This is a genomic window from Streptomyces rectiviolaceus (genome assembly GCF_039533825.1).
Classification (GTDB): Bacteria; Actinomycetota; Actinomycetes; order Streptomycetales; family Streptomycetaceae; genus Streptomyces; species Streptomyces rectiviolaceus.
On the sequence record NZ_BAAAUG010000044.1, the window covers coordinates 23,539 to 40,586 of the forward strand.

18 protein-coding genes and 1 pseudogene are annotated in these 17,048 nt (G+C 70.2%); 12 read left to right on the plus strand and 7 right to left on the minus strand.

Annotated elements, in window-relative coordinates:
• The first annotated feature begins 109 nt into the window (after positions 1-109).
• Genes ABD378_RS15695 through ABD378_RS15735 form a run of 9 tightly spaced genes read left to right on the plus strand, consistent with a single transcriptional unit; the run spans position 110 to position 7,147 of the window.
• Positions 110-544, plus strand: coding sequence for a cupin domain-containing protein (locus ABD378_RS15695; RefSeq protein ID WP_344521512.1), 435 nt, complete (start codon positions 110-112; stop codon positions 542-544).
• The gene (locus ABD378_RS15700) at positions 541-1,605 is read left to right on the plus strand and encodes a methyltransferase domain-containing protein (RefSeq protein WP_344521513.1); all 1,065 of its coding nucleotides are present in this window, start codon (positions 541-543) and stop codon (positions 1,603-1,605) included. Before ABD378_RS15695 ends, ABD378_RS15700 begins: the two co-directional genes overlap by 4 nt.
• 29 nt (positions 1,606-1,634) lie before the next feature.
• On the plus strand, positions 1,635-2,909 hold the full coding sequence (locus ABD378_RS15705; protein WP_344521528.1) for a beta-ketoacyl-[acyl-carrier-protein] synthase family protein: 1,275 nt from the start codon (positions 1,635-1,637) through the stop codon (positions 2,907-2,909).
• Complete coding sequence (locus ABD378_RS15710; RefSeq protein ID WP_344521514.1) at positions 2,906-4,147, plus strand: beta-ketoacyl-[acyl-carrier-protein] synthase family protein; 1,242 nt, start codon at positions 2,906-2,908, stop codon at positions 4,145-4,147. The genes ABD378_RS15705 and ABD378_RS15710 overlap by 4 nt, the downstream gene beginning before the upstream one ends.
• Positions 4,126-4,554: a holo-ACP synthase gene (gene acpS / locus ABD378_RS15715; RefSeq protein WP_344521515.1), complete on the plus strand. Its 429-nt coding sequence runs from the start codon at positions 4,126-4,128 to the stop codon at positions 4,552-4,554. The genes ABD378_RS15710 and acpS overlap by 22 nt, the downstream gene beginning before the upstream one ends.
• Before the next feature lie 53 nt (positions 4,555-4,607).
• Positions 4,608-4,862: an acyl carrier protein gene (locus tag ABD378_RS15720; protein WP_344521529.1), complete on the plus strand. Its 255-nt coding sequence runs from the start codon at positions 4,608-4,610 to the stop codon at positions 4,860-4,862.
• Between the two features lie 4 nt (positions 4,863-4,866).
• Positions 4,867-5,310: an SRPBCC family protein gene (locus ABD378_RS15725; RefSeq protein WP_344521516.1), complete on the plus strand. Its 444-nt coding sequence runs from the start codon at positions 4,867-4,869 to the stop codon at positions 5,308-5,310.
• A 7-nt stretch (positions 5,311-5,317) separates the two neighbouring features.
• On the plus strand, positions 5,318-6,304 hold the full coding sequence (locus tag ABD378_RS15730) for a carbohydrate kinase family protein (protein ID WP_344521517.1): 987 nt from the start codon (positions 5,318-5,320) through the stop codon (positions 6,302-6,304).
• A 21-nt stretch (positions 6,305-6,325) separates the two neighbouring features.
• On the plus strand, positions 6,326-7,147 hold the full coding sequence (locus tag ABD378_RS15735; protein ID WP_344521518.1) for a cyclase family protein: 822 nt from the start codon (positions 6,326-6,328) through the stop codon (positions 7,145-7,147).
• Positions 7,148-7,233: 86 nt separating this feature from the next.
• Here ABD378_RS15735 and ABD378_RS15740 read toward each other — a convergent pair whose 3' ends face one another.
• The gene (locus tag ABD378_RS15740) at positions 7,234-7,899 is read right to left on the minus strand and encodes a response regulator (protein WP_344521519.1); all 666 of its coding nucleotides are present in this window, start codon (positions 7,897-7,899) and stop codon (positions 7,234-7,236) included.
• A gap of 398 nt (positions 7,900-8,297) precedes the next feature.
• Between ABD378_RS15740 and ABD378_RS15745 the strand changes: the two genes are divergently transcribed.
• Positions 8,298-10,184, plus strand: coding sequence for an alpha-L-fucosidase (locus ABD378_RS15745; protein WP_344521520.1), 1,887 nt, complete (start codon positions 8,298-8,300; stop codon positions 10,182-10,184).
• Positions 10,185-10,451: 267 nt separating this feature from the next.
• Positions 10,452-11,876 carry a glycine betaine/L-proline transporter ProP gene (proP, locus tag ABD378_RS15750; RefSeq protein ID WP_344521530.1) on the plus strand — a complete coding sequence of 475 codons (1,425 nt, stop codon included), beginning with the start codon at positions 10,452-10,454 and terminating at the stop codon, positions 11,874-11,876.
• Between the two features lie 49 nt (positions 11,877-11,925).
• Here the strand turns inward: proP and ABD378_RS15755 are convergent, their stop codons facing one another.
• Complete coding sequence (locus ABD378_RS15755; protein ID WP_344521521.1) at positions 11,926-12,465, minus strand: PadR family transcriptional regulator; 540 nt, start codon at positions 12,463-12,465, stop codon at positions 11,926-11,928.
• Between the two features lie 118 nt (positions 12,466-12,583).
• On the opposite strand from ABD378_RS15755, the gene ABD378_RS15760 reads away from it, so the two are divergent.
• Positions 12,584-13,960, plus strand: coding sequence for an MATE family efflux transporter (locus ABD378_RS15760; protein WP_344521522.1), 1,377 nt, complete (start codon positions 12,584-12,586; stop codon positions 13,958-13,960).
• On the opposite strand, the gene ABD378_RS15765 is transcribed toward ABD378_RS15760, so the two are convergent.
• The 5 genes and pseudogenes from ABD378_RS15765 to ABD378_RS15785 all read right to left on the minus strand — a co-directional run.
• Positions 13,935-14,867, minus strand: coding sequence for a hypothetical protein (locus ABD378_RS15765; protein ID WP_344521523.1), 933 nt, complete (start codon positions 14,865-14,867; stop codon positions 13,935-13,937). The genes ABD378_RS15760 and ABD378_RS15765 overlap by 26 nt on opposite strands.
• A 102-nt stretch (positions 14,868-14,969) precedes the next feature.
• Positions 14,970-15,113 carry a hypothetical protein gene (locus tag ABD378_RS15770; protein ID WP_344521524.1) on the minus strand — a complete coding sequence of 48 codons (144 nt, stop codon included), beginning with the start codon at positions 15,111-15,113 and terminating at the stop codon, positions 14,970-14,972.
• Between the two features lie 148 nt (positions 15,114-15,261).
• A complete protein-coding gene (locus ABD378_RS15775) occupies positions 15,262-16,080 on the minus strand; it encodes an SAM-dependent methyltransferase (protein WP_344521525.1) in 819 nt (272 codons plus the stop codon).
• Positions 16,081-16,159: 79 nt separating this feature from the next.
• Positions 16,160-16,582, minus strand: coding sequence for an acyl-CoA thioesterase (locus ABD378_RS15780; protein ID WP_344521526.1), 423 nt, complete (start codon positions 16,580-16,582; stop codon positions 16,160-16,162).
• Between the two features lie 62 nt (positions 16,583-16,644).
• Positions 16,645-17,048: pseudogene (locus ABD378_RS15785) on the minus strand (hypothetical protein); the annotation flags it as partial.

A 17,048-nucleotide genomic window follows, 5' to 3' on the forward strand; every position in this document is an offset into this window, starting at 1 on the left:
GCGGCGGTCTATGCCCATAGATGCGCTCGGCCCCGCTGACTTACGTTCGATTGCGCAGCCGCTGACGAGCGCGGCGGGAGCACCCACCCCATTCGGAGAAAGGCAACACATGAAGCGCGTGCACAGGACCACGGTCAAGGCCGAAATAGTCCGCGAACCGGGGGCGAAGGAAACCACCCACCGGAAACTCATCGACACACCGGACGGCGCCGACCGCTTCGTCCTCACCGAATTCGAGGTGTCGCCGAACGGCTCCACGCCGCCCCACTTCCATGAATGGGAGCACGAGATCTATGTGCTCGAAGGCTCGATGGGCCTGGTCATGCCCGAGCTCGGCAAGACCGAGGAAGTCGGCCCCGGCGACGCCATCTTCATCCCCCGGGGCGAGCCCCACGGCTTCGTCACAGGACCGGACCAGACCTGCCGGTTCCTGGTCGTCGCGCCCTGCGAGCGGCCCCCGGTACGGAACGTGTTCCTCTCCGACGATCCGTACGAGTACACGCAGAACCCCGAGTACGTGAGCCTTCTGGAGGGCGGCAAGTGAGTGCGCCGACGGCAGCGGCCCACAGCCGTGCACTCGCCCCGTACGAGGACGCGCCGGACCCCGGTCCGCTCCTCGCCCTGAACTTCGGCTTCGCCCGCGCCAGGGTGCTCGGCACGGCCCTGGAACTGGGCGTGTTCACCGGCCTCGCCCGGGGTCCGCGCGGCACGCGGGGCCTCGCCGCCGAGCTTGGCTGCGACACCGCATCACTGCGCGCACTGCTCGCGGCCCTGGAGGAGCTTGGCCTGGTCGCGGGCGGCGCCGAGGAGAGCTGGACGCTCACCGACGCGTCCCGCGCCCATCTGGTCGAGGGCGGCCGCGGCTACCTCGGCGACCACTTCGCCGACGTACTCGCGGAATGGGACCAGTGGAGCGGCCTCACCGAACTGGTGCGAGGCGGTGGGCACGGTGGCGGTGAGCTGGGCGCACCCGAGAACCGGGGCCTGTACCCGGGGATGTTCGCCGGGATCTTCCCGGTGGGGGTGCGCACCGCCTTCCGCGTGGTGCGGGAGCTCTCCCTGCCGGAGGCGGGCCGCGTCCTGGACCTCGCGTCGGGGGCCGGCGAGTGGGGCATCGCCCTGGCCGCCGCCGACCCGCGGGCACGGGTGGTGGCACACGACTTCCCGGAGCTGCTCACCGCCGCGCGTGAGCGGGCGGCGGAGTTCGGCGTCGCGGAGCGGTTCCGCTTCGTCCCCGCCGACTTCACCAGGGACTACGCCGGCGACTTCCCCAAGGCGCCCTTCCCCGGCGGCTGTTTCGACACCGTCGTCCTTGCGCACCTGAGCCGGTTCGCGGGCCCGGACGCCACGGAGCGCCTCGTCCAGGAGTGCGCGCGGCTGCTGCGTCCCGGCGGCACCCTGCTGATCGTCGACGTCATGCGCCAGGAGCCGGGGCGGCCCGCCCTGCACCGCCCGATGATCGCGCTCAGCCTCCTGGTGAACACCGAGGCGGGCGGGGTCCAGGAGGAATCCGCGTACCGCGCGGTCATGGAGAAATACGGGGTGACGGCAAAGGAGTCCGTCACACCCGGCCTCATCACCGTCCTGACAGGAGAAAGGCGTTAGTGGTTCACGTGGTTCACGTGCAAGAAGTGGTGGTCACCGGGTTGGGCGTGGTCAGCCCGGCCGGAATAGGAACAGAAGCATTATGGGAGACGATCTCCGCGGGAAAGAGCGTGACGAAGCCCCTTTCCGACATCACGAGTTCGGCGCTCTTCGGAGACTTCGACTTCGTGTCGGACTCGATAGCTGAGGTCTCCGGATTCGAGGAGCAGATACCGGGTCTTCCGCCCGAGGTGCAACGGCTCGACCGGTACACGCAGTTCGCCGTCGCGGCGGCGTACCAGGCCGTACGCGACGCGGGGCTCGCGCAAGGGACGTACGACCCGGAGCGCGCCGGACTCTCGCTGTCCACGGCGGTCTGCGGCACCCCGAAGATGGAGGAGGAGTTCCTGCGGGTCACCGACGGGGGCCGGGGGCCCATCGATCCGGCCAAGGCGGGCCGCGACCTCTACCTCGCCTCGATGTCGAACACCCCGGGGACGATCCTGTCCGCGCTGCTCGGCATGCGGGGCCCCTGCGTGACCTTGTCGACGGGCTGCATCGGCGGTGTCGACGCGGTCGGCCACGCCTACGAGGCGATCCGCCACGGGGAAGCGGACGTGATGATCGCGGGGGCGACGGAGGCGCCCATCACCCCGGTGACGGTGGCGTCCTTCGAGATCATCAACTGCCTCTCGCGTGCCCACGCCGACCGGCCCGACGCCGCGTCCCGGCCGTACGACGCGGGCCGCGACGGCTTCGTGCTCGGCGAGGGCTGCGGCATCGTCGTCATGGAGTCGCGCGAGCACGCGGAGCGCCGGGGGGCCGCGCCCTACCTGACGGTCGATGGCTTCTCGCACACCTCCAACGCCGCGCACATGACCGACCTGCTCTCCGACGGCGCGGACCTGACCCGCGCCATGACCCAGGCCGTAGCGGAGGCCGGCCTGCGTCCGGAGGACATCGACCACGTCAGCTCGCACGGCAGCTCGACGCCGCAGAACGACACCTGCGAGACCAGCGCCCTCAAGCTCGCCCTCGGCGAGCGGGCCCGCGAGATCCCGGTGAACTCGGCGAAGTCGATGGTCGGCCACGCGCTTGCCGCCGCGAGCGCCATGGAGATCGTGCTCTGCGCCCTCGCGGGCAAGCACTCCTTCGTCCACCCGACCGCCAACTACGAGAACCCCGACCCCACTTGTGACCTCGACTACGTACCGGGCGAGGGCCGCCCGTGGCACGGCGAGGCGATCCTCAAGGGCGCAAGCGGATTCGCGGGGCTGCACGCCGCGCTCGTCACACGGGCCGTACGGGAAGGAGCGCACCGATGAGCGTCGTCATCACCGGAATCGGCGCGGTCACGCCCGCGGGCATCGGCATCGACCCCCTCTGGGAGAGCGCACGCGACGGCGTCCCGAGGGTCGGGGCCATCGACCGCTTCGACGCCTCCGGGTACGCCACGTCGGCGGCGGGCCAGGCGGACTTCGACGCGGGCGCCGAACTGCCGTCCCGCTTCGTCAAGCGCACCGACCGCTTCACGCACCTGTCGGTGCACGCCGTGCGGCAGGCCCTCGCGGACGCCCACGTCACCGTGGGCGAAGAGGCCTCCGCCGAGCGGACCGGCGTGATGGTCGGCAACATCCTGGGCGGCTGGGAGTTCGCCGAGCGCGAGCTGCGCCACCTGTGGACCGACGGGCCGCGCGCGGTCAGCCCCTACCAGGCGACCGCCTGGTTCCCCGCGGCGCCGCAGGGCAACATCTGCATCGACCAGGGGATCAAGGGCCCGGCGCGTACGTTCGTCGCCGACCGGGCCAGCGGTGCGTACGCGCTGATCGGCGGGGCAGAGGCGCTCCTGCGCGACCGCGCGGACGTCGTGATCGCGGGCGGCGTGGAGGCGCCCCTCTCGCCCTACGGCTGGCTCTGCATGGAGACCAGCGGCCTCGGCGCCAAGTCCCGCGGCTCGCTGGCCCCGCACGAGCTGTACCGGCCGTTCGACGCGGGCCACGGCGGCAGCGTCTTCGGCGAGGGGGCCGTGTTCCTGGTCATGGAGCGGCGCGAGCACGCCGAGCGGCGCGGGGCGCGGATCCTGGGCGAACTGGCGGGCTGGGGCGTGAGCACCGACGGCTACATGCCGTACTACACGGTCGAGCCGACCGGGCAGGTCCTCGGCCGCGCCATGCGGACCGCGACGGAGCGCGCCGGGATCTCCGGCGGCGACATCGGGGCGGTCTTCGCGCACGGCTCGGGTGTTCCGTTCGAGGACGTGACGGAGGGGTACGCGCTGCACGAGGCGTTCGGCTCCTCCGTCGCGCGTCAACTCCCCGTCACCGCACCCAAGTCGGGCTTCGGTCACCTGCTGGGGGCGGCGGCACCGGCCGACGTGGCCCTCGCCCTGCGGGCGATGCGCGACGGGGTGGTGCCGCCGACCGTGAACCTGGACCGCCGGGCTCCCGGGGTCGATCTCGACCTGGTCGCGGGGCAGGCCCGTCCGGTGGCCGCCTGCGAGCACACGCTGGTGGTCTCGCGCGGCCTGGGAGGTGTCAACGCATGTCTGTTGCTGAGGCGTTGACCGCACCGGACGCCCTGCCGCGGTCGGCCGGCATCCGCGCGGTGGGTATCGACATCGTCGACGTCGAGCGGCTGCGCGCCATGGCCGAGCGGCGTGGGCAGCGGCTCGTGGAGCGGTTCTTCACGGTCAATGAACTGGCCCTGTGCGAGGGCACCTCGCCCCGCCACCGGGCCTCCTGCATGGCGGGCCGCATCGCCGCCAAGGAGGCCGTGCGCAAGGCGCTCGGCGGCTACGGCGAAGGCCTTGGCTGGCGGGACGTCGAGATCGGCCGCGATGCGTCGGGCGCGCCGGTGCCCCGGCTGACCGGCCGGGCCGGCGAGGCGTTCCGACGCGCGGGCTACAGCGGGCTGCACGTGAGCATCTCGCACGAGGCGGGCGTGGCCGTGGCGATCGCGGTCGCCGACTGACCCTCGCAGCGCAACTCGAGAAGACCAATTCCCAGAAGGAGTACGTGAGTTCCATGGACATCCGCGAGAACGTGGTCACCGTCATGCGCGGTGCCGGATTCGAGAGCGAGGAGCTGACCGACGGCCGGCGCCTGGCCGAGGACCTCGACATCGACTCGACCGAGCTCGTCGAGGTCGTCGTCGCCCTCGAACAGCACTTCGGCGTCAGCATCGACGCCGACGCCGAGGGCGGCTTCCGCACCTTCGGCGACCTCGTCGACTGTGTGGGGCGCCTGCTTCTCGCAGGCGCCCCCGCGGTGGGGAGCTGAGACGATGCCCAGGATCGAGAACAGCGTCGTCATCGAGGCGGCCGCCGAGCGCGTCTTCGAGATCACCAACGACATCGGCCGCTGGCCCGACCTCTTCGACGAGTACCACCACGCCAAGGTGGTGTCGCAGGAGCGGGACGGCCGCTGGACCGAGATCCTCTTCGAGCTGACCAACCCCGAGGGCTCGACCTGGAGTTCCTGGCGGCTCCTGGACCACCGCGAGCTCACGGCGGTCGCCGAGCGGCGCGACCCGCTCTTCCCGTTCCGCTACATGCACCTCAAGTGGAGCTATCAGCAGGTGCCCGAGGGGACCTTGATGACCTGGGTCCAGGACTTCGAGGTCGACGACGCCTTCGATGTCCCGCTGCCGACCGTCGTGGAGCGCATGCAGCTGCACACCCGGCAGAACCAGGCGGGCATCAAGCGGAAGATCGAGTCCGGGGTCTGAGTTCTCCGTGCCCATCGCAGTCACGGGGGTCATCGCGATGGACCACCTCATGACCTTCCCCGGCCGGTTCCCTGAGCGGTCGGCGGCGGACCGGCCGCACGTCGCGTCCCTGGCCTTCCTCGCGGAGCGGCTCGCGATACGCCGGGGCGGCGCCGCAGCCAACGTCGCCTTCGGCCTCGGCCGCCTCGGCCTCGACCCGGTCCTGGTCGGCGCGGTCGGCTCCGACTTCGCCGACTACCAGGTGTGGCTCAAGCAGCACGGGGTCGACACCGAGTCCGTACTCGTCGTGCCGGGCGAGCACACGGCGCGGCACGTGTGCACGACCGACCTGGAGGGGCAGCGGGTCAGCACCTTCCTGCCGGGCGCCATGGGGGCCTCGGCCACCCTCTCGCTGCGTTCCGTCGCGCGGCGCACGGGCGGCCTCGGTCTCGTGGTGGTCGAGCCGGGCGATCCGGCCGCGATGCTCCGGCACACCGAGGAGTGCCGTGCGATGGGGCTGCCGTTCGTGGCCCACCCTTCGTGGCGGATCGGAGGGAGGGCGGGCCGCGCGGATCTCAAGTCCCTTGTACACGGGGCGAGTTGTCTCATCACCGACGAGGGCGAGTCGGAGCGGCTGAGGGAGTCCACCGGCTGGAGCGGTCCGCGGGTCCTCGACCGGGTCGGGGTGTGGGTGACCACCCTCGGCGCCGCCGGGGCGCGGATCGAGCGCGCCGGCCAGGAGCCGTCTCGCGTCCCCGCCCCAGGCTCGGTCACCGTGGCCGAGCCGAGCGGGGCGGGGGACGCGTTCCGGGCGGGCTTCCTCGCCGGGGCCGCGCAGGGCGCACCGCTCGAGCGGGCCGCCCAACTGGGCTGCGCACTGGCCTCGTTCGCGCTGGAGACGCCCGGCACACAGGGGTACGCGATGGACGTACGCCGCCTGCTCAACCGGGTCAGGGAGACCTACGGCCATACGGCGGCGGCCGCGATCCGCCGCCTGCTCACCTACGCCGCATAGAGAGTGAGGAGCACTCGATCCATGTACATAGACCTGAGCATCCCCATCAGCCGCCGGGCACCCGGCGTGGAGTTCGAGCAGTGGCTCCACAGGGACGGCATCCGCCACCTGTCGCGCAGGATCAGGGCGTTACCGGGGGACAGCCGCAAGGACAGGCGGCGCAACTACTGGCGCTGGCTGACCGGGGCCCGTCGGCTGCGCGCCCGCGATCTGCCCGACGGCTGCTTCCTCTCCAACGAGTTCTACCGGATGTCCGTGCACCAGGGCACGCACGTGGACGCGCCCTTCCACTACGGCCCCGAGTGCGCGGGCGAGCCCGCGAAGAAGGTCCTCGACCTGCCGCTGGAGTGGTTCCACGGGCCCGGCGTCGTCCTGGACGTACGGGAGTGCGGGGGGCGTGTCACGGCCTGTGACGTCAAGGAGGCGCTGCACGCGGCCGGTTCGGAGGCGGGGCCGGGGACGGTGGTGCTCTTCCGCACCGACTCGGATCTGCGCCTGGGGACCCCGGCGTACTACACGGAGTCCACCGCCATCACCCCCGGGGCCGTCGACCATCTGCTGGATCTCGGCGTGAAGGTTCTCGGCACGGACTGCTGGAGTTTCGACGGCCCCGCCCGCGCGATGGTGGAGTCCTTCTATGGAACCGGCGATCCCGCGGCTCTCTGGCCCACGCATCTGCACGGCAGGAAAAGGGAGTTCATCCAGATTGAGGGACTGGCCCGCTTGCGCGACCTTCCGCAGGGCGGTGCGTTCACCTTCATGGCCTTCCCGGTCGCCCTGGCCGATGCGGGTGCGGCATGGTGCAGGGCGGTGGCCGATGTAAAGGAGCCGGCGCGGGAATGAGTGCGGGAGCCGCAATGAATGGGCCAATTGCTCCGGCAATTGAGACCTGTGCAGGTGTGCGGTCAGGGAGATGACCGCTCTGCGCGTCACGGGTCCGTCACGAGTCCTCCGTGACGGCCCAAGGAGCGTTTCGCGTACAGGACGGTCTGTACACGGTTGGGGGTGCCCAATTTGGCGTAGATACGGCTCAGATAGTTGCGCACGGTCTTAGGGCGAATGCCAAGGGCGGTGGCGATGCAGTCGGTCTCGTGGTCGTCGGCGACCAGGGAGAGGATCTGCCGCTCGCGCTCGGTCAGGGTCGAAAGGGCCGCGTCGTCACCGACGTGGCGGCCCGACATGAGCTGCAGGATCGGCCCGGCGGTGGCCGCGGTGAACGCGGCGCCGTCGCGGTGCACGGCGAGGAGGGTCTCGCGCAGTTCGTCCGCGTCGATGCTGCGGAAGAGATAGGCGTTGGCGCCGGCCACGAAGGCCTCTCGCATATACACCGGCTGCTGGTTGGAGGAGAGGATGACGATGCGTACGTGGCCGGACTCGCGGCGAATGGCCCGGACAGCGTCCACGCCGCCCGTTCCGGGAACGCCGAGTCCCATCACGACGATCTGCGGGCGGCGCCCGCGTAAGTGCTCGATCGCGGCGGCGGCGTCATGGGCGATGGACACCACGGAGAATTCCGTAAACCCGTCGAGAAGCTTTCGGAAGCCTTCAAGCACGAGTTGTTCGCTGTCGACGAGCAGGACCTTTATCGATGACATTGATGTCCCCCTGGGTTCCGAAATCACGACTGTGAAAGATCAGAACATGGGGACATCAAGTGCCGTGCTCCTTGCCCCCGTTGGCTGATTTTCATCGTCGACGAATTATCTGCCTGATTCGATGCTACACCACTCCACAAAGGCTATTCGGGTGAATATTCAATGGTGTAGCGATGTCGCGCGGCGGTTTATCGGAGTCGCGGATTCCTTTCACGCATTGATCGGAATTCGCTTGAAACCTTCATGGAGCGCACCGAGGGGGCTCGGCCGCCAGTCATCGGAGCGATGGCGCGCGATCATGCCAACATCGGCCTGATCGGGGTCAGTTGGGCGCATTGACATCCGATGTATTCAACCCTACGTTCCCGAGCGACCCGTCAACCTCAGGGAGCCGCCCCATGCGCACACAGTTCAGCCGCACCCGGCGAAGAGTCGCCGGGATCGCCCTGCTCCTCGCCTCGGCCCTGGCCGCGACCGCCGTCCCCGCCGCGGTCGCGGCGCCGACGGAACCCCCGGCCGCGGCGGCCACCACGGCTACCACGGCCACCACGGCCGAACGCCCCGCGCCCACCGGCCCGGGAACCGACCACGCCACCGACGACCCCTTCACCGCCGACCGCACCAACTGGTTCCGGCAGGACCGCTTCGGCATGTTCATCCACTTCGGCGCGTACTCCAACCTGGAGGGCGAGTACAAGAAGGCCGACGGATCCGTCTGCCGTGACGCCGAGTGGATCCAGCGCCAGTGCGACATCCCGAAGGCCGAGTACGAGAAGCAGGCCGCGACGTTCAACCCGGCCGACTTCGACGCCAAGGCCGTGGTCAAGGCGGCCAAGGACGCCGGAATGCGCTACATCGTCATCACCTCGAAGCACCACGAGGGATACGCGATGTGGCCCACGAAGGTCAACGACTGGAACCTGCGCGACCACTCCTCCTTCGACAAGAAGCGCGACATCCTCGCCGAGCTGAAGAAGGCCTCCGACGACGCGGGCATCAAGCTCGGCTTCTACTACTCGATCTGGGACTGGCACGACCCGGACTTCCCGGACCCGGCCACCTTCCCCAAGTACGAGAAGCGGATGCGCGCCCAGCTCAAGGAACTGGTCGACAACTACGACCCTGCGCTGCTCTGGTTCGACGGCGAGTGGGACACGGACAAGCCCAACAACCCCTGGACGGCGAAGGACGGCGAGAAGCTGGAGGCCTACCTCCGCGACCTCGACCCTGACCTGGTCATCAACAACCGCGTCGGCAAGCGCCGCGTGGTCGACGGCGACTACGGCACCCCCGAGCAGGAGATCCCCGGCGCCCCGGTCGACGGCCAGCTCTGGGAATCCTGCATGACCCTCAACGGCCACTGGGGCTTCGCGCGTTACGACACCAACTGGAAGTCGTCGTCCACCCTGGTCCGCAACCTCCTCTCCACGACGTCCCGCAGCGGCAACTACCTCCTGAACGTCGGCCCCGACGCCCGCGGCCGCGTCCCGCAGCCGTCCGTGGACCGTCTCAAGCAGATGGGCGACTGGCTGCGTACGTCGGGCCAGGGCGAAGCCGTGTTCGGCGCCCGTTACGGCGGACTCGTCGAGGAGCCGTCCTGGGGCTCGGTCAGCCGCAAGGGCGACAAGCTGTACGCGGCGGTCACCCAGTGGCCGGCTTCCGGCGCCGCCCTGCACCTGAAGGCGCGTACGGACTTCCGGGTCACGTCGGCGCGTGTGCTCGGCAGCGACCAGAAGGTGACCGTCACCAAGTCCGGTGACGGCATCGACGTGAAGCCGTCCGGCGCCGCGACCAACGACACCGCCACGGTCATCGAGCTGAAGGTCGACCCAGGACCGACGGCCCGCCCCGGCAAGGGCAAGGGTTTGAAGCAGGAGATCTTCGACAACGCCGACCTGAGCGGAACACCGAAGATCACCCGCACCGACGCCACCCTCAACCACGCCTGGAAGTACGAGGGTTCACCGGCAGCGAGCATCCCCTCAGACCAGTTCGGCATCCGCTGGACCGGCACGCTGGAGCCGCGCCGCTCGGAGACGTACACCCTGACGACCGTCTCGGACGACATGGCGCGGGTGTGGATCGACGGCAAGCTGGTCATCGACTCGTGGACACCGCACGAGCCGAAGATCGACAAGGCCCAGGTCGCGCTCACCGCGGGCAAGCGGCACTCCGTCAAGGTGGAGTACGCGGAACAGACGGGCGAGGCCCACATGAAGCTGCTCTGGTCGAGCCCCGGCCAGGAACAGCAGGTCGTTCCGGCGACGCAGCTGTACGCGCGCTGAGCGGACCCGGGTTCACCCGCCGGGCGAATCGGGCCCCAAGTCCTGTGGAATCAGGACTTGGGGCCCCCGCGGTGAGGACCAATGACGGGCACTTTCCGTTCTGCGGAATGGGCAGTGTTGATCGGTGCCCAGCAGGGCAGACGACCGACTGTTGATCTCCGGCCACCCAGGTCAGGGCATCGACGCACGCCCATCGCCGACCGAGAGAGTGACTGCCCCGTGAGCGCCCCCGAAGCCCCCGAAACACCAGCACCCGCTCCGGAGGCCATGGCCCGGCATCGAACGCTCTTCCGCGCGATCCACCGCAGGAAGAACCCGCGCCTGCGCAAGGCGGACATCACTGTCACCGAAGAGGCCCAGGTCAAGCGGGCGGTCAAGGCGACCGCCCTGGGCAACGCCATGGAGTGGTACGACTTCGGCGTCTACGCCTACCTCGCGGTGATCATCGGCAAGGAGTTCTTCCCCTCCGGCAACGACACCGCGCAGACCCTCTCCTCTCTGGCCACCTTCGCGGCGGCCTTCCTGGTGCGCCCCATCGGAGGCATGTTCTTCGGCCCCCTGGGCGACCGGGTCGGCCGCAAGAAGATCCTCGCGCTGACCATGATCATGATGTCGACGGCGACCCTGGCGATCGGCCTGATCCCCAGCTACACCTCCATCGGCGTCTGGGCCCCGGTGCTTCTCGTCCTCTGCCGCATGGTGCAGGGCTTCTCCACGGGCGGTGAGTACGGCGGCGCCGCGACCTTCATCGCGGAGTACGCGCCCGACAAGCGCCGCGGATTCTGGGGCTCCTTCCTGGAGTTCGGCACCCTGATCGGCTACACGGTCGCGGCGGTCCTCGTCACCTCCCTCACCCTGTGGCTCAGCGATGACGCCATGCAGTCCTGGGGCTGGCGCATCCCGTTCCTGGTCGCGGCACCGCTCGGCCTCATCGGCCTCTATCTGCGGCTGAAGCTCGACGAGTCGCCCGCCTTCCAGAAGATGGCGGAGGCGGAGAGCGGACCGGCCGCCGAACGCCAGAAGAAGTCCCTCAAGGAGTCCTTCTTCGGCCAGTGGCGCGCGATGCTGCTCTGCATCGCGCTGGTCGCCGCGTTCAACATCACCGACTACATGCTGCTGTCCTACATGCCGACGTATCTGACGCAGCTCGGCTTCGGCGAGACCGGCGGCCTGATGTCCATCGTGCTCGTCATGCTGATCCTGATGGCGCTCATCAACACCGTCGGCCGCATCTCCGACCGCATCGGCCGCAAGCCGGTCCTGATGGCGGGCTCCGTGGGCTTCTTCGTCCTGGCTCTGCCGGCCTTCCTCCTCATCAAGCAGGGCGGCACGGTGGCGGTCTTCACCGGCCTGCTCATCCTCGGCCTCGCCCTGGTCTGCTACCTGGGCGTCATGTCCTCGTCGCTGCCGGCCCTCTTCCCCACGGACGTCCGCTACGGCTCCCTGTCCATCGGCTTCAACATCTCGGTCTCGCTCTTCGGCGGTACGACCCCGCTGGTGGTCGCGGCCCTGATCGGCGCCACCGGCAACGACTTGATGCCCGCGTTCTACACGATGCTCGCCGGCCTGGTCGGCATCATCGCGGTGGCCGCGATGAAGGAGACGGCCCGCAAGCCGCTGGAGGGCTCCCCGCCGTCGGTCGCGACGGACGAGGAGGCGCGGGAGCTGGTGGCGGCGCAGCGGCAGTTCTGACGGTGGTGACAGTTCTGACGGTCGCGGACGCGCATAGGGGCCGGTGGGCCTACCTCCCGGTCCGCTCGCCCTCCAGGGCGCTGATCGCCTCGGACAGCCACTTCTTCTCCTCCGTGCCGGTGGCGCGGGCGATCCGGAGCATGCCCTGCCGGAAGAGGTCGGGCGCCTCCTCCGCCGTCACCGGCTTCCCGTCGCGGTAGAAGAAGCTCGCCGGTGTGTCCAGGAAGGCCTGGCGGCGGCGGAGTACGGCGGCCTGCTCGGCCGGGCCGGGGAGGTGGCGCAGGAACGCGAGCAGGGTGAAGAAGCGCTGCCCGTCGGTGATTTCGGCCTCCTTGGGCTCCCGCAGGCGGCTGAGCAGGTGGCCGCGCCCCGCCTCTGTGAGGGAAAGGATCCGGCGGGGCGCGGCGCTCTTGCCGGGTTCCGTGCGCTGCTCGACGAGGCCCGCCTTCACCAGGCGGGTGATCGCCGGGTACAGCGCGCCGTCGCTCACCGGGCGAATGTGGCCGCTGAGGCCCTGGATGCGGGTCTTGAGTTCGTAGCCGTGCAGCGGCTCCTCGCGGAGAAATCCCAGAATCGACAGCTCCAGCATGTGAGTTGAGCCCCTTCTCCGTGCCCTTGTCGGCGGCGCGCCCTTGTCCGGTACGTGCGAGGGATGCTATCTCTTTCCGCTATACCTCGAAACGAGGTACAGCGGAAAGAGGGGGCGGATGGTGGGTCCGAAGGAACATCGACGGCGGCTGGTGTCGCTCGCGTACCCGGTCTACTTCGAGCTGCTCGCCGGAGTCACGGCCGGGATCATCAACATGGTCTGGGTGGCCCGGCTCGGCGGGGACGCTGTCGCGGCGGTGGCCGTCGCCACGAACGTCGAGAACCTGCTGCTCGGCGTCATCCTCATGGCCGGGTCCGGTACGACGGTCCTGGTCGCACGGGCCGGGGGAGCGCGGGACCGGTCGGCGGTGCGGTCGGCGGTGCGGGGCGGCTGGGCGCTGTGGGCGCTGATCACGCCGATCGTGGCCGTCGGCGGATACCTGTGCCGGGAGCCGCTGGCCCGGCTGGTCCTCGGAGGAGGGGAGGGCGACGCGCTCGCCCTGACGACCGGCTACTTCGCGATCGCGCTGCCGGGGACGGCGGTGTACTTCGCCACGAACGTCGTCGACGGGATCCTCAAGGGCGCGGGCGACACCCGCACCCCGATGCGGCTCGCCCTGCTGGCCAACGGCCTGATCCTGGTCCTGGACCCGCTCTTCATCCTCGGGCTCGGGATGGGCGTGCGAGGGGCGGCCGTGGCGACGGTCATCGGCCGGGCGGTCGCCTTGCTCTGGGGTCTCCTCGCGCTGCACCGACGCGAACTGCTGCGGCCCGCGCCCCGCGAAGGGAGCGGGACGCGTCTAGGCGCCGACGCGCGCAGGACGGCGGCCACGGGTCTGCCGATGTCGGCCGACTTCGTCGTACGGATGGCGGGCGCGCTCGCGCTGGTCGCCGTCGTCGCCAGGATCGGCGTCGGCGAGGTCGCCGCGTACGGCATCGCGACCAAGGCGATGTATCTGGCGACCATGGCTTTCTACGCCGTGCGCCAGGCCGCCGCCATCCACACCGCCCACCTGCTGGGCGCGGGACGCGACGAACGGCGGGCCGTCGGACGCCAGGCGCTGCTCGTCGCCGGGGCGCTGGGGCTCGCGGCGGCGCTGCTGCTGCTCGTCGCCGGGCCGTGGATCATGCGGGGCTTCGGCGCCGGGGGAGAGGTGGCCGACGCGGGGGCGCTCTATCTGCGGTGCCTGGGGCCGTACTTGGTGCTGCTTGCCTGCTTCATCGCGTTGGGCGGGGTGTTCGAGGGCAGCGGTGGCAGCCCGGCCCTGGCCCGCATCACGGCGTGCGGGGTGCTGGTCCAACTGGTGCTCGCCCACGCCTTGTCGGGGTTGGGGCTGCCGGGCGTCTGCCTGGCCATGGCGGGGTCCATGGCCCTGCAGTGCGCGGCGGTCGCCCGCCTCTACCGGCGGGCGGGGCATGCGGCTCCGGCGGGATCCGCACGCCGGAAACGGCGGACGGACGGCGCCGGGGTCAGTCGCAGAGACGGCGCGTGGTGAGGGAGCCGCCCGCGTTCTCGTCGTCCGTGCCGAGGGCCGCGATGGCGGAGCCGGGGACGCAGTTCAGCGCCTCGATCTTGTAGCCGTCGAACTTCTCCAGGACCTCGGGCGACTTGTCGACGGACAGCCGCACCTTCCCCGAGGAGGTGATGAACAGCCTGCCCGCGTCGCTCACGGCGGAGTCGAACGGCCCGTCGTCGCCGGCGTCGGACGCCGAACTGACAAGGAGACGGCCCGACTTGGTCACCTCGATGTCGGAGGCGTGCCGGACGTCCGCCTTCGGGTACGGCGCCCGGAGCGTCGCCTTGTCCACCGCGCCGAACTTCGACTCACCGTAGGAATTGACCGAGAACGGCGCCGCGTACAGCGTCGCGGGACGGCCCGAGCCCTCGCCCCGGTCGGCCCAGACCGCCGCCGTCTTCCCCTTGCGTGAGGTCAGCGTGAAGCTCTCGAAGTCGTCGCCCGCGCCGATCGCGGGCAGCGGTGCGATGTCCAGGACCTGCACGGCCTCCCCGGCGTCGGCCAGCTTGAGGTGGTAGGCGAGCCCGCGGCTCGCCACGGCCACGTACTCGTCGGAGGTCCCCGGCACCGCGTCGAGCGCCTCGAGGTCGACGGGCTCGGCGCCGCTCAGCCAGGTGATCGGCGTGACCTCGGTCGGCCGGCCTGGGTGCTGGGTGACTTCGGCGATGCGGTTGTCGCCGGGCCGCTTGTTGTCGCGCACGACGAGGGCGCGGAGATCGTCACCCGAACGGGACGTGACCGCGAGGCCGCTGATGCCGGACTTCATGTCGTCCCCGACCCGTTGCCATGGGGCGGCCTGCGGCTGCGCCGTGGACAGGCCGGTGGTGAGCACCACGGCAACTCCCGCGCCGAGAGCGGTCATTGCGGTCAGAACGGTCTTACGCATGGTCAGGGACCTCTCGCTCGGTGCGCGACGCGCGTAGATTCACGGCTGGCCGGACCGTAGTGGCCTGGCTGCCGTGTGGCAAGTGGGGGTACCTGGACTGGTCTAACGGGTGGTTCGCACCGTCGCGGGCACGCGGTGCTTGTGCTCGGGCTGCTTCTGGTTGGGCTCCTGCCCCTGCTCCTGCTCCGGCCGGAGCAGCGTCGCCGCCAGTGTGGTCAGGACGGCGAGACCCAGTGAACCGCCCACCACCTGCGTGGTGTTGAAGAGCCCGGAGGCCAGGCCCGCGTCCTCCTCGCGCGCCCCGCGGGCAGGAACGCGAAGCCGGTCTTCAACTCGCCGTACGGGGGCTCGTGGACGTGTAGCCCCCGCCGCTCCGCGGGTGCGGGGAGCTGAGCTACGGCTTGCGGGCCACCGCTCCGTAAGCGTCGACCGGCGTCGCGTCCTCGGACTCGGATTCGGGGCGCCAGCGGGTGACCTGGGAGACGCCGGGATCCACCAGGTCCAGGCCGTCGAAGAAGCCGCCGATCTCCTCGACGCCGCGCACGTGGTAGGGGATCGCGCCGCTCTTGTTGTACGCGTCCGACGCCGCGATCATGCCCTCGCTGGTGGCAGTGCTGTCGCTGATCACCAGATAGCTGCCGGACGGCAGACCCGCCATGAGCCGGGAGACGAGATCGCGCGCCTGCTCGTAATCGGCCACGTGACCAAGGGTGTTGAGGATCATCAGGGCGACCGGCCTGGAGAGGTCCAGGGTCGCGCTCGCGGACTCCAGGATCGCCTCGGGATCGTAGAGATCGGCGTCGATGTACGCGGTCTCGCCCTCGGGCGTGCTGGTGAGCAGGGCGCGGGCGTGGGCCAGGACGAGCGGGTCGTTGTCGACGTACACGATCCGGGAGTCCGGGGCCGCGCGCTGGGCGACCTCGTGGGTGTTGTCGGCGGTCGGCAGGCCCGTGCCGATGTCCAGGAACTGGCGGATGCCCTGCTCCGTCGCCAGGTGCCGGACCGCGCGGCCCAGGAAGCTCCGGCTCAGGCGTGCCACGTCGACGAGTCCGGGGTGGATCTCCTTGATGTGGTCGCCGAGTTCGCGGTCCTTCTCGTAGTTGTCCTTGCCGCCCACGAAGTAGTTCCAGAAGCGTGCGGAGTGCGGCGTGCTGGTGTCGATGCGCGCGCGTATGACCGCGGCGGCGTCGGCTTGGGGGTCTTGGTCCGACACGGGGCCTCCTGGGGGTGAACGGGCCTGCTTGTCACTTGAAGGAACGATCACCCCCCAAACTAGTTCCCGCGGCGGCCGGTCAGAGGCCGATCACGGTGGGATCGTCCGCCAGCGCCCTGAAGTACTCGCGCGGATCGGCCACCATCTGCCGTTCGTTCAGGTCCAGGAGGCCACCGATGGAGTGCACCTCGGCGGCCTTGGTGCCGTCCGTCTTGCGGATCAGCTGCTCGATGCGGAACGTCTTGCGCTCGCCCCACAGGAACTCGCAGGTCACCTCCACCTCGTCGCCCGCACGCAGCTCGCTGAAGTAACGGATGGTGTTCTCCAGGGCGACAGGACCCACCCCCTTGGCGAGCAGACCGGCCTGCTCGATGCCTGCCGCGCGCAGCACCGACCAGCGGGCGTGCTCGGCGTACTGCAGATAGACGGCCTGGTTGAGGTGGCCCTGCGAGTCCGTCTCGTACCCACGAACGCTGATGCTCACGTAAAACTGCTCCGACACGGCATTCCCTTCAACGGTTCAACAACGGTTCAACAAGGTCACTTCTTCAAGACTTCGTGCCCCTAGCTCCTCCTGGGCGAGGCGAGGAGATAGCGCACGCCGTGGGGCCGCTCGGCGTGTTCGCTCACCTGCCATCCCGCGGCCTCCAGCACCTTCGCGCACGCCCGCAGCCTGTCCGGCGCCGCATCGCGCACGGCGACGGCCTCGGGCTGCGGGGTCTCACCCACCCGATGGCCGTCGGGCCCCGGCAGGCAGCCCGCCGCCTCCAGGGCCAGCGCGGCGGCCTGCACCAGATGCGTCCGTTCCCAGGCGCAGGGGCGGTCCCGCGCGCCGTCCGGATTGGTCATGCGGCGCATCTCCAGGAGGCCCTCCCAGGCGCTGCGTACGTCGCGTGCGCGAGCCGCAGGTCTTTCGGTGCCCGGCGGCGGCGCGGGCTCCGCGCCGGTGCGGGCGGCGAAGAGGCCGG

What these genes read in the sequence shown, in the direction of transcription:
- ABD378_RS15760 (WP_344521522.1), top strand. Translation starts at nt 12,584, where the DNA reads ATGGTGGGTCCGAAGGAACATCGACGGCGGCTGGTGTCGCTCGCGTAC.
- ABD378_RS15735 (WP_344521518.1), top strand. Translation starts at nt 6,326, where the DNA reads ATGTACATAGACCTGAGCATCCCCATCAGCCGCCGGGCACCCGGCGTG.
- ABD378_RS15695 (WP_344521512.1), top strand. Translation starts at nt 110, where the DNA reads ATGAAGCGCGTGCACAGGACCACGGTCAAGGCCGAAATAGTCCGCGAA.
- proP (WP_344521530.1), top strand. Translation starts at nt 10,452, where the DNA reads ATGGCCCGGCATCGAACGCTCTTCCGCGCGATCCACCGCAGGAAGAAC.
- ABD378_RS15755 (WP_344521521.1), bottom strand. Translation starts at nt 12,465, where the DNA reads ATGCTGGAGCTGTCGATTCTGGGATTTCTCCGCGAGGAGCCGCTGCAC.
- ABD378_RS15765 (WP_344521523.1), bottom strand. Translation starts at nt 14,867, where the DNA reads ATGCGTAAGACCGTTCTGACCGCAATGACCGCTCTCGGCGCGGGAGTT.
- ABD378_RS15745 (WP_344521520.1), top strand. Translation starts at nt 8,298, where the DNA reads ATGCGCACACAGTTCAGCCGCACCCGGCGAAGAGTCGCCGGGATCGCC.
- ABD378_RS15740 (WP_344521519.1), bottom strand. Translation starts at nt 7,899, where the DNA reads ATGTCATCGATAAAGGTCCTGCTCGTCGACAGCGAACAACTCGTGCTT.
- acpS (WP_344521515.1), top strand. Translation starts at nt 4,126, where the DNA reads ATGTCTGTTGCTGAGGCGTTGACCGCACCGGACGCCCTGCCGCGGTCG.
- ABD378_RS15720 (WP_344521529.1), top strand. Translation starts at nt 4,608, where the DNA reads ATGGACATCCGCGAGAACGTGGTCACCGTCATGCGCGGTGCCGGATTC.
- ABD378_RS15725 (WP_344521516.1), top strand. Translation starts at nt 4,867, where the DNA reads ATGCCCAGGATCGAGAACAGCGTCGTCATCGAGGCGGCCGCCGAGCGC.
- ABD378_RS15710 (WP_344521514.1), top strand. Translation starts at nt 2,906, where the DNA reads ATGAGCGTCGTCATCACCGGAATCGGCGCGGTCACGCCCGCGGGCATC.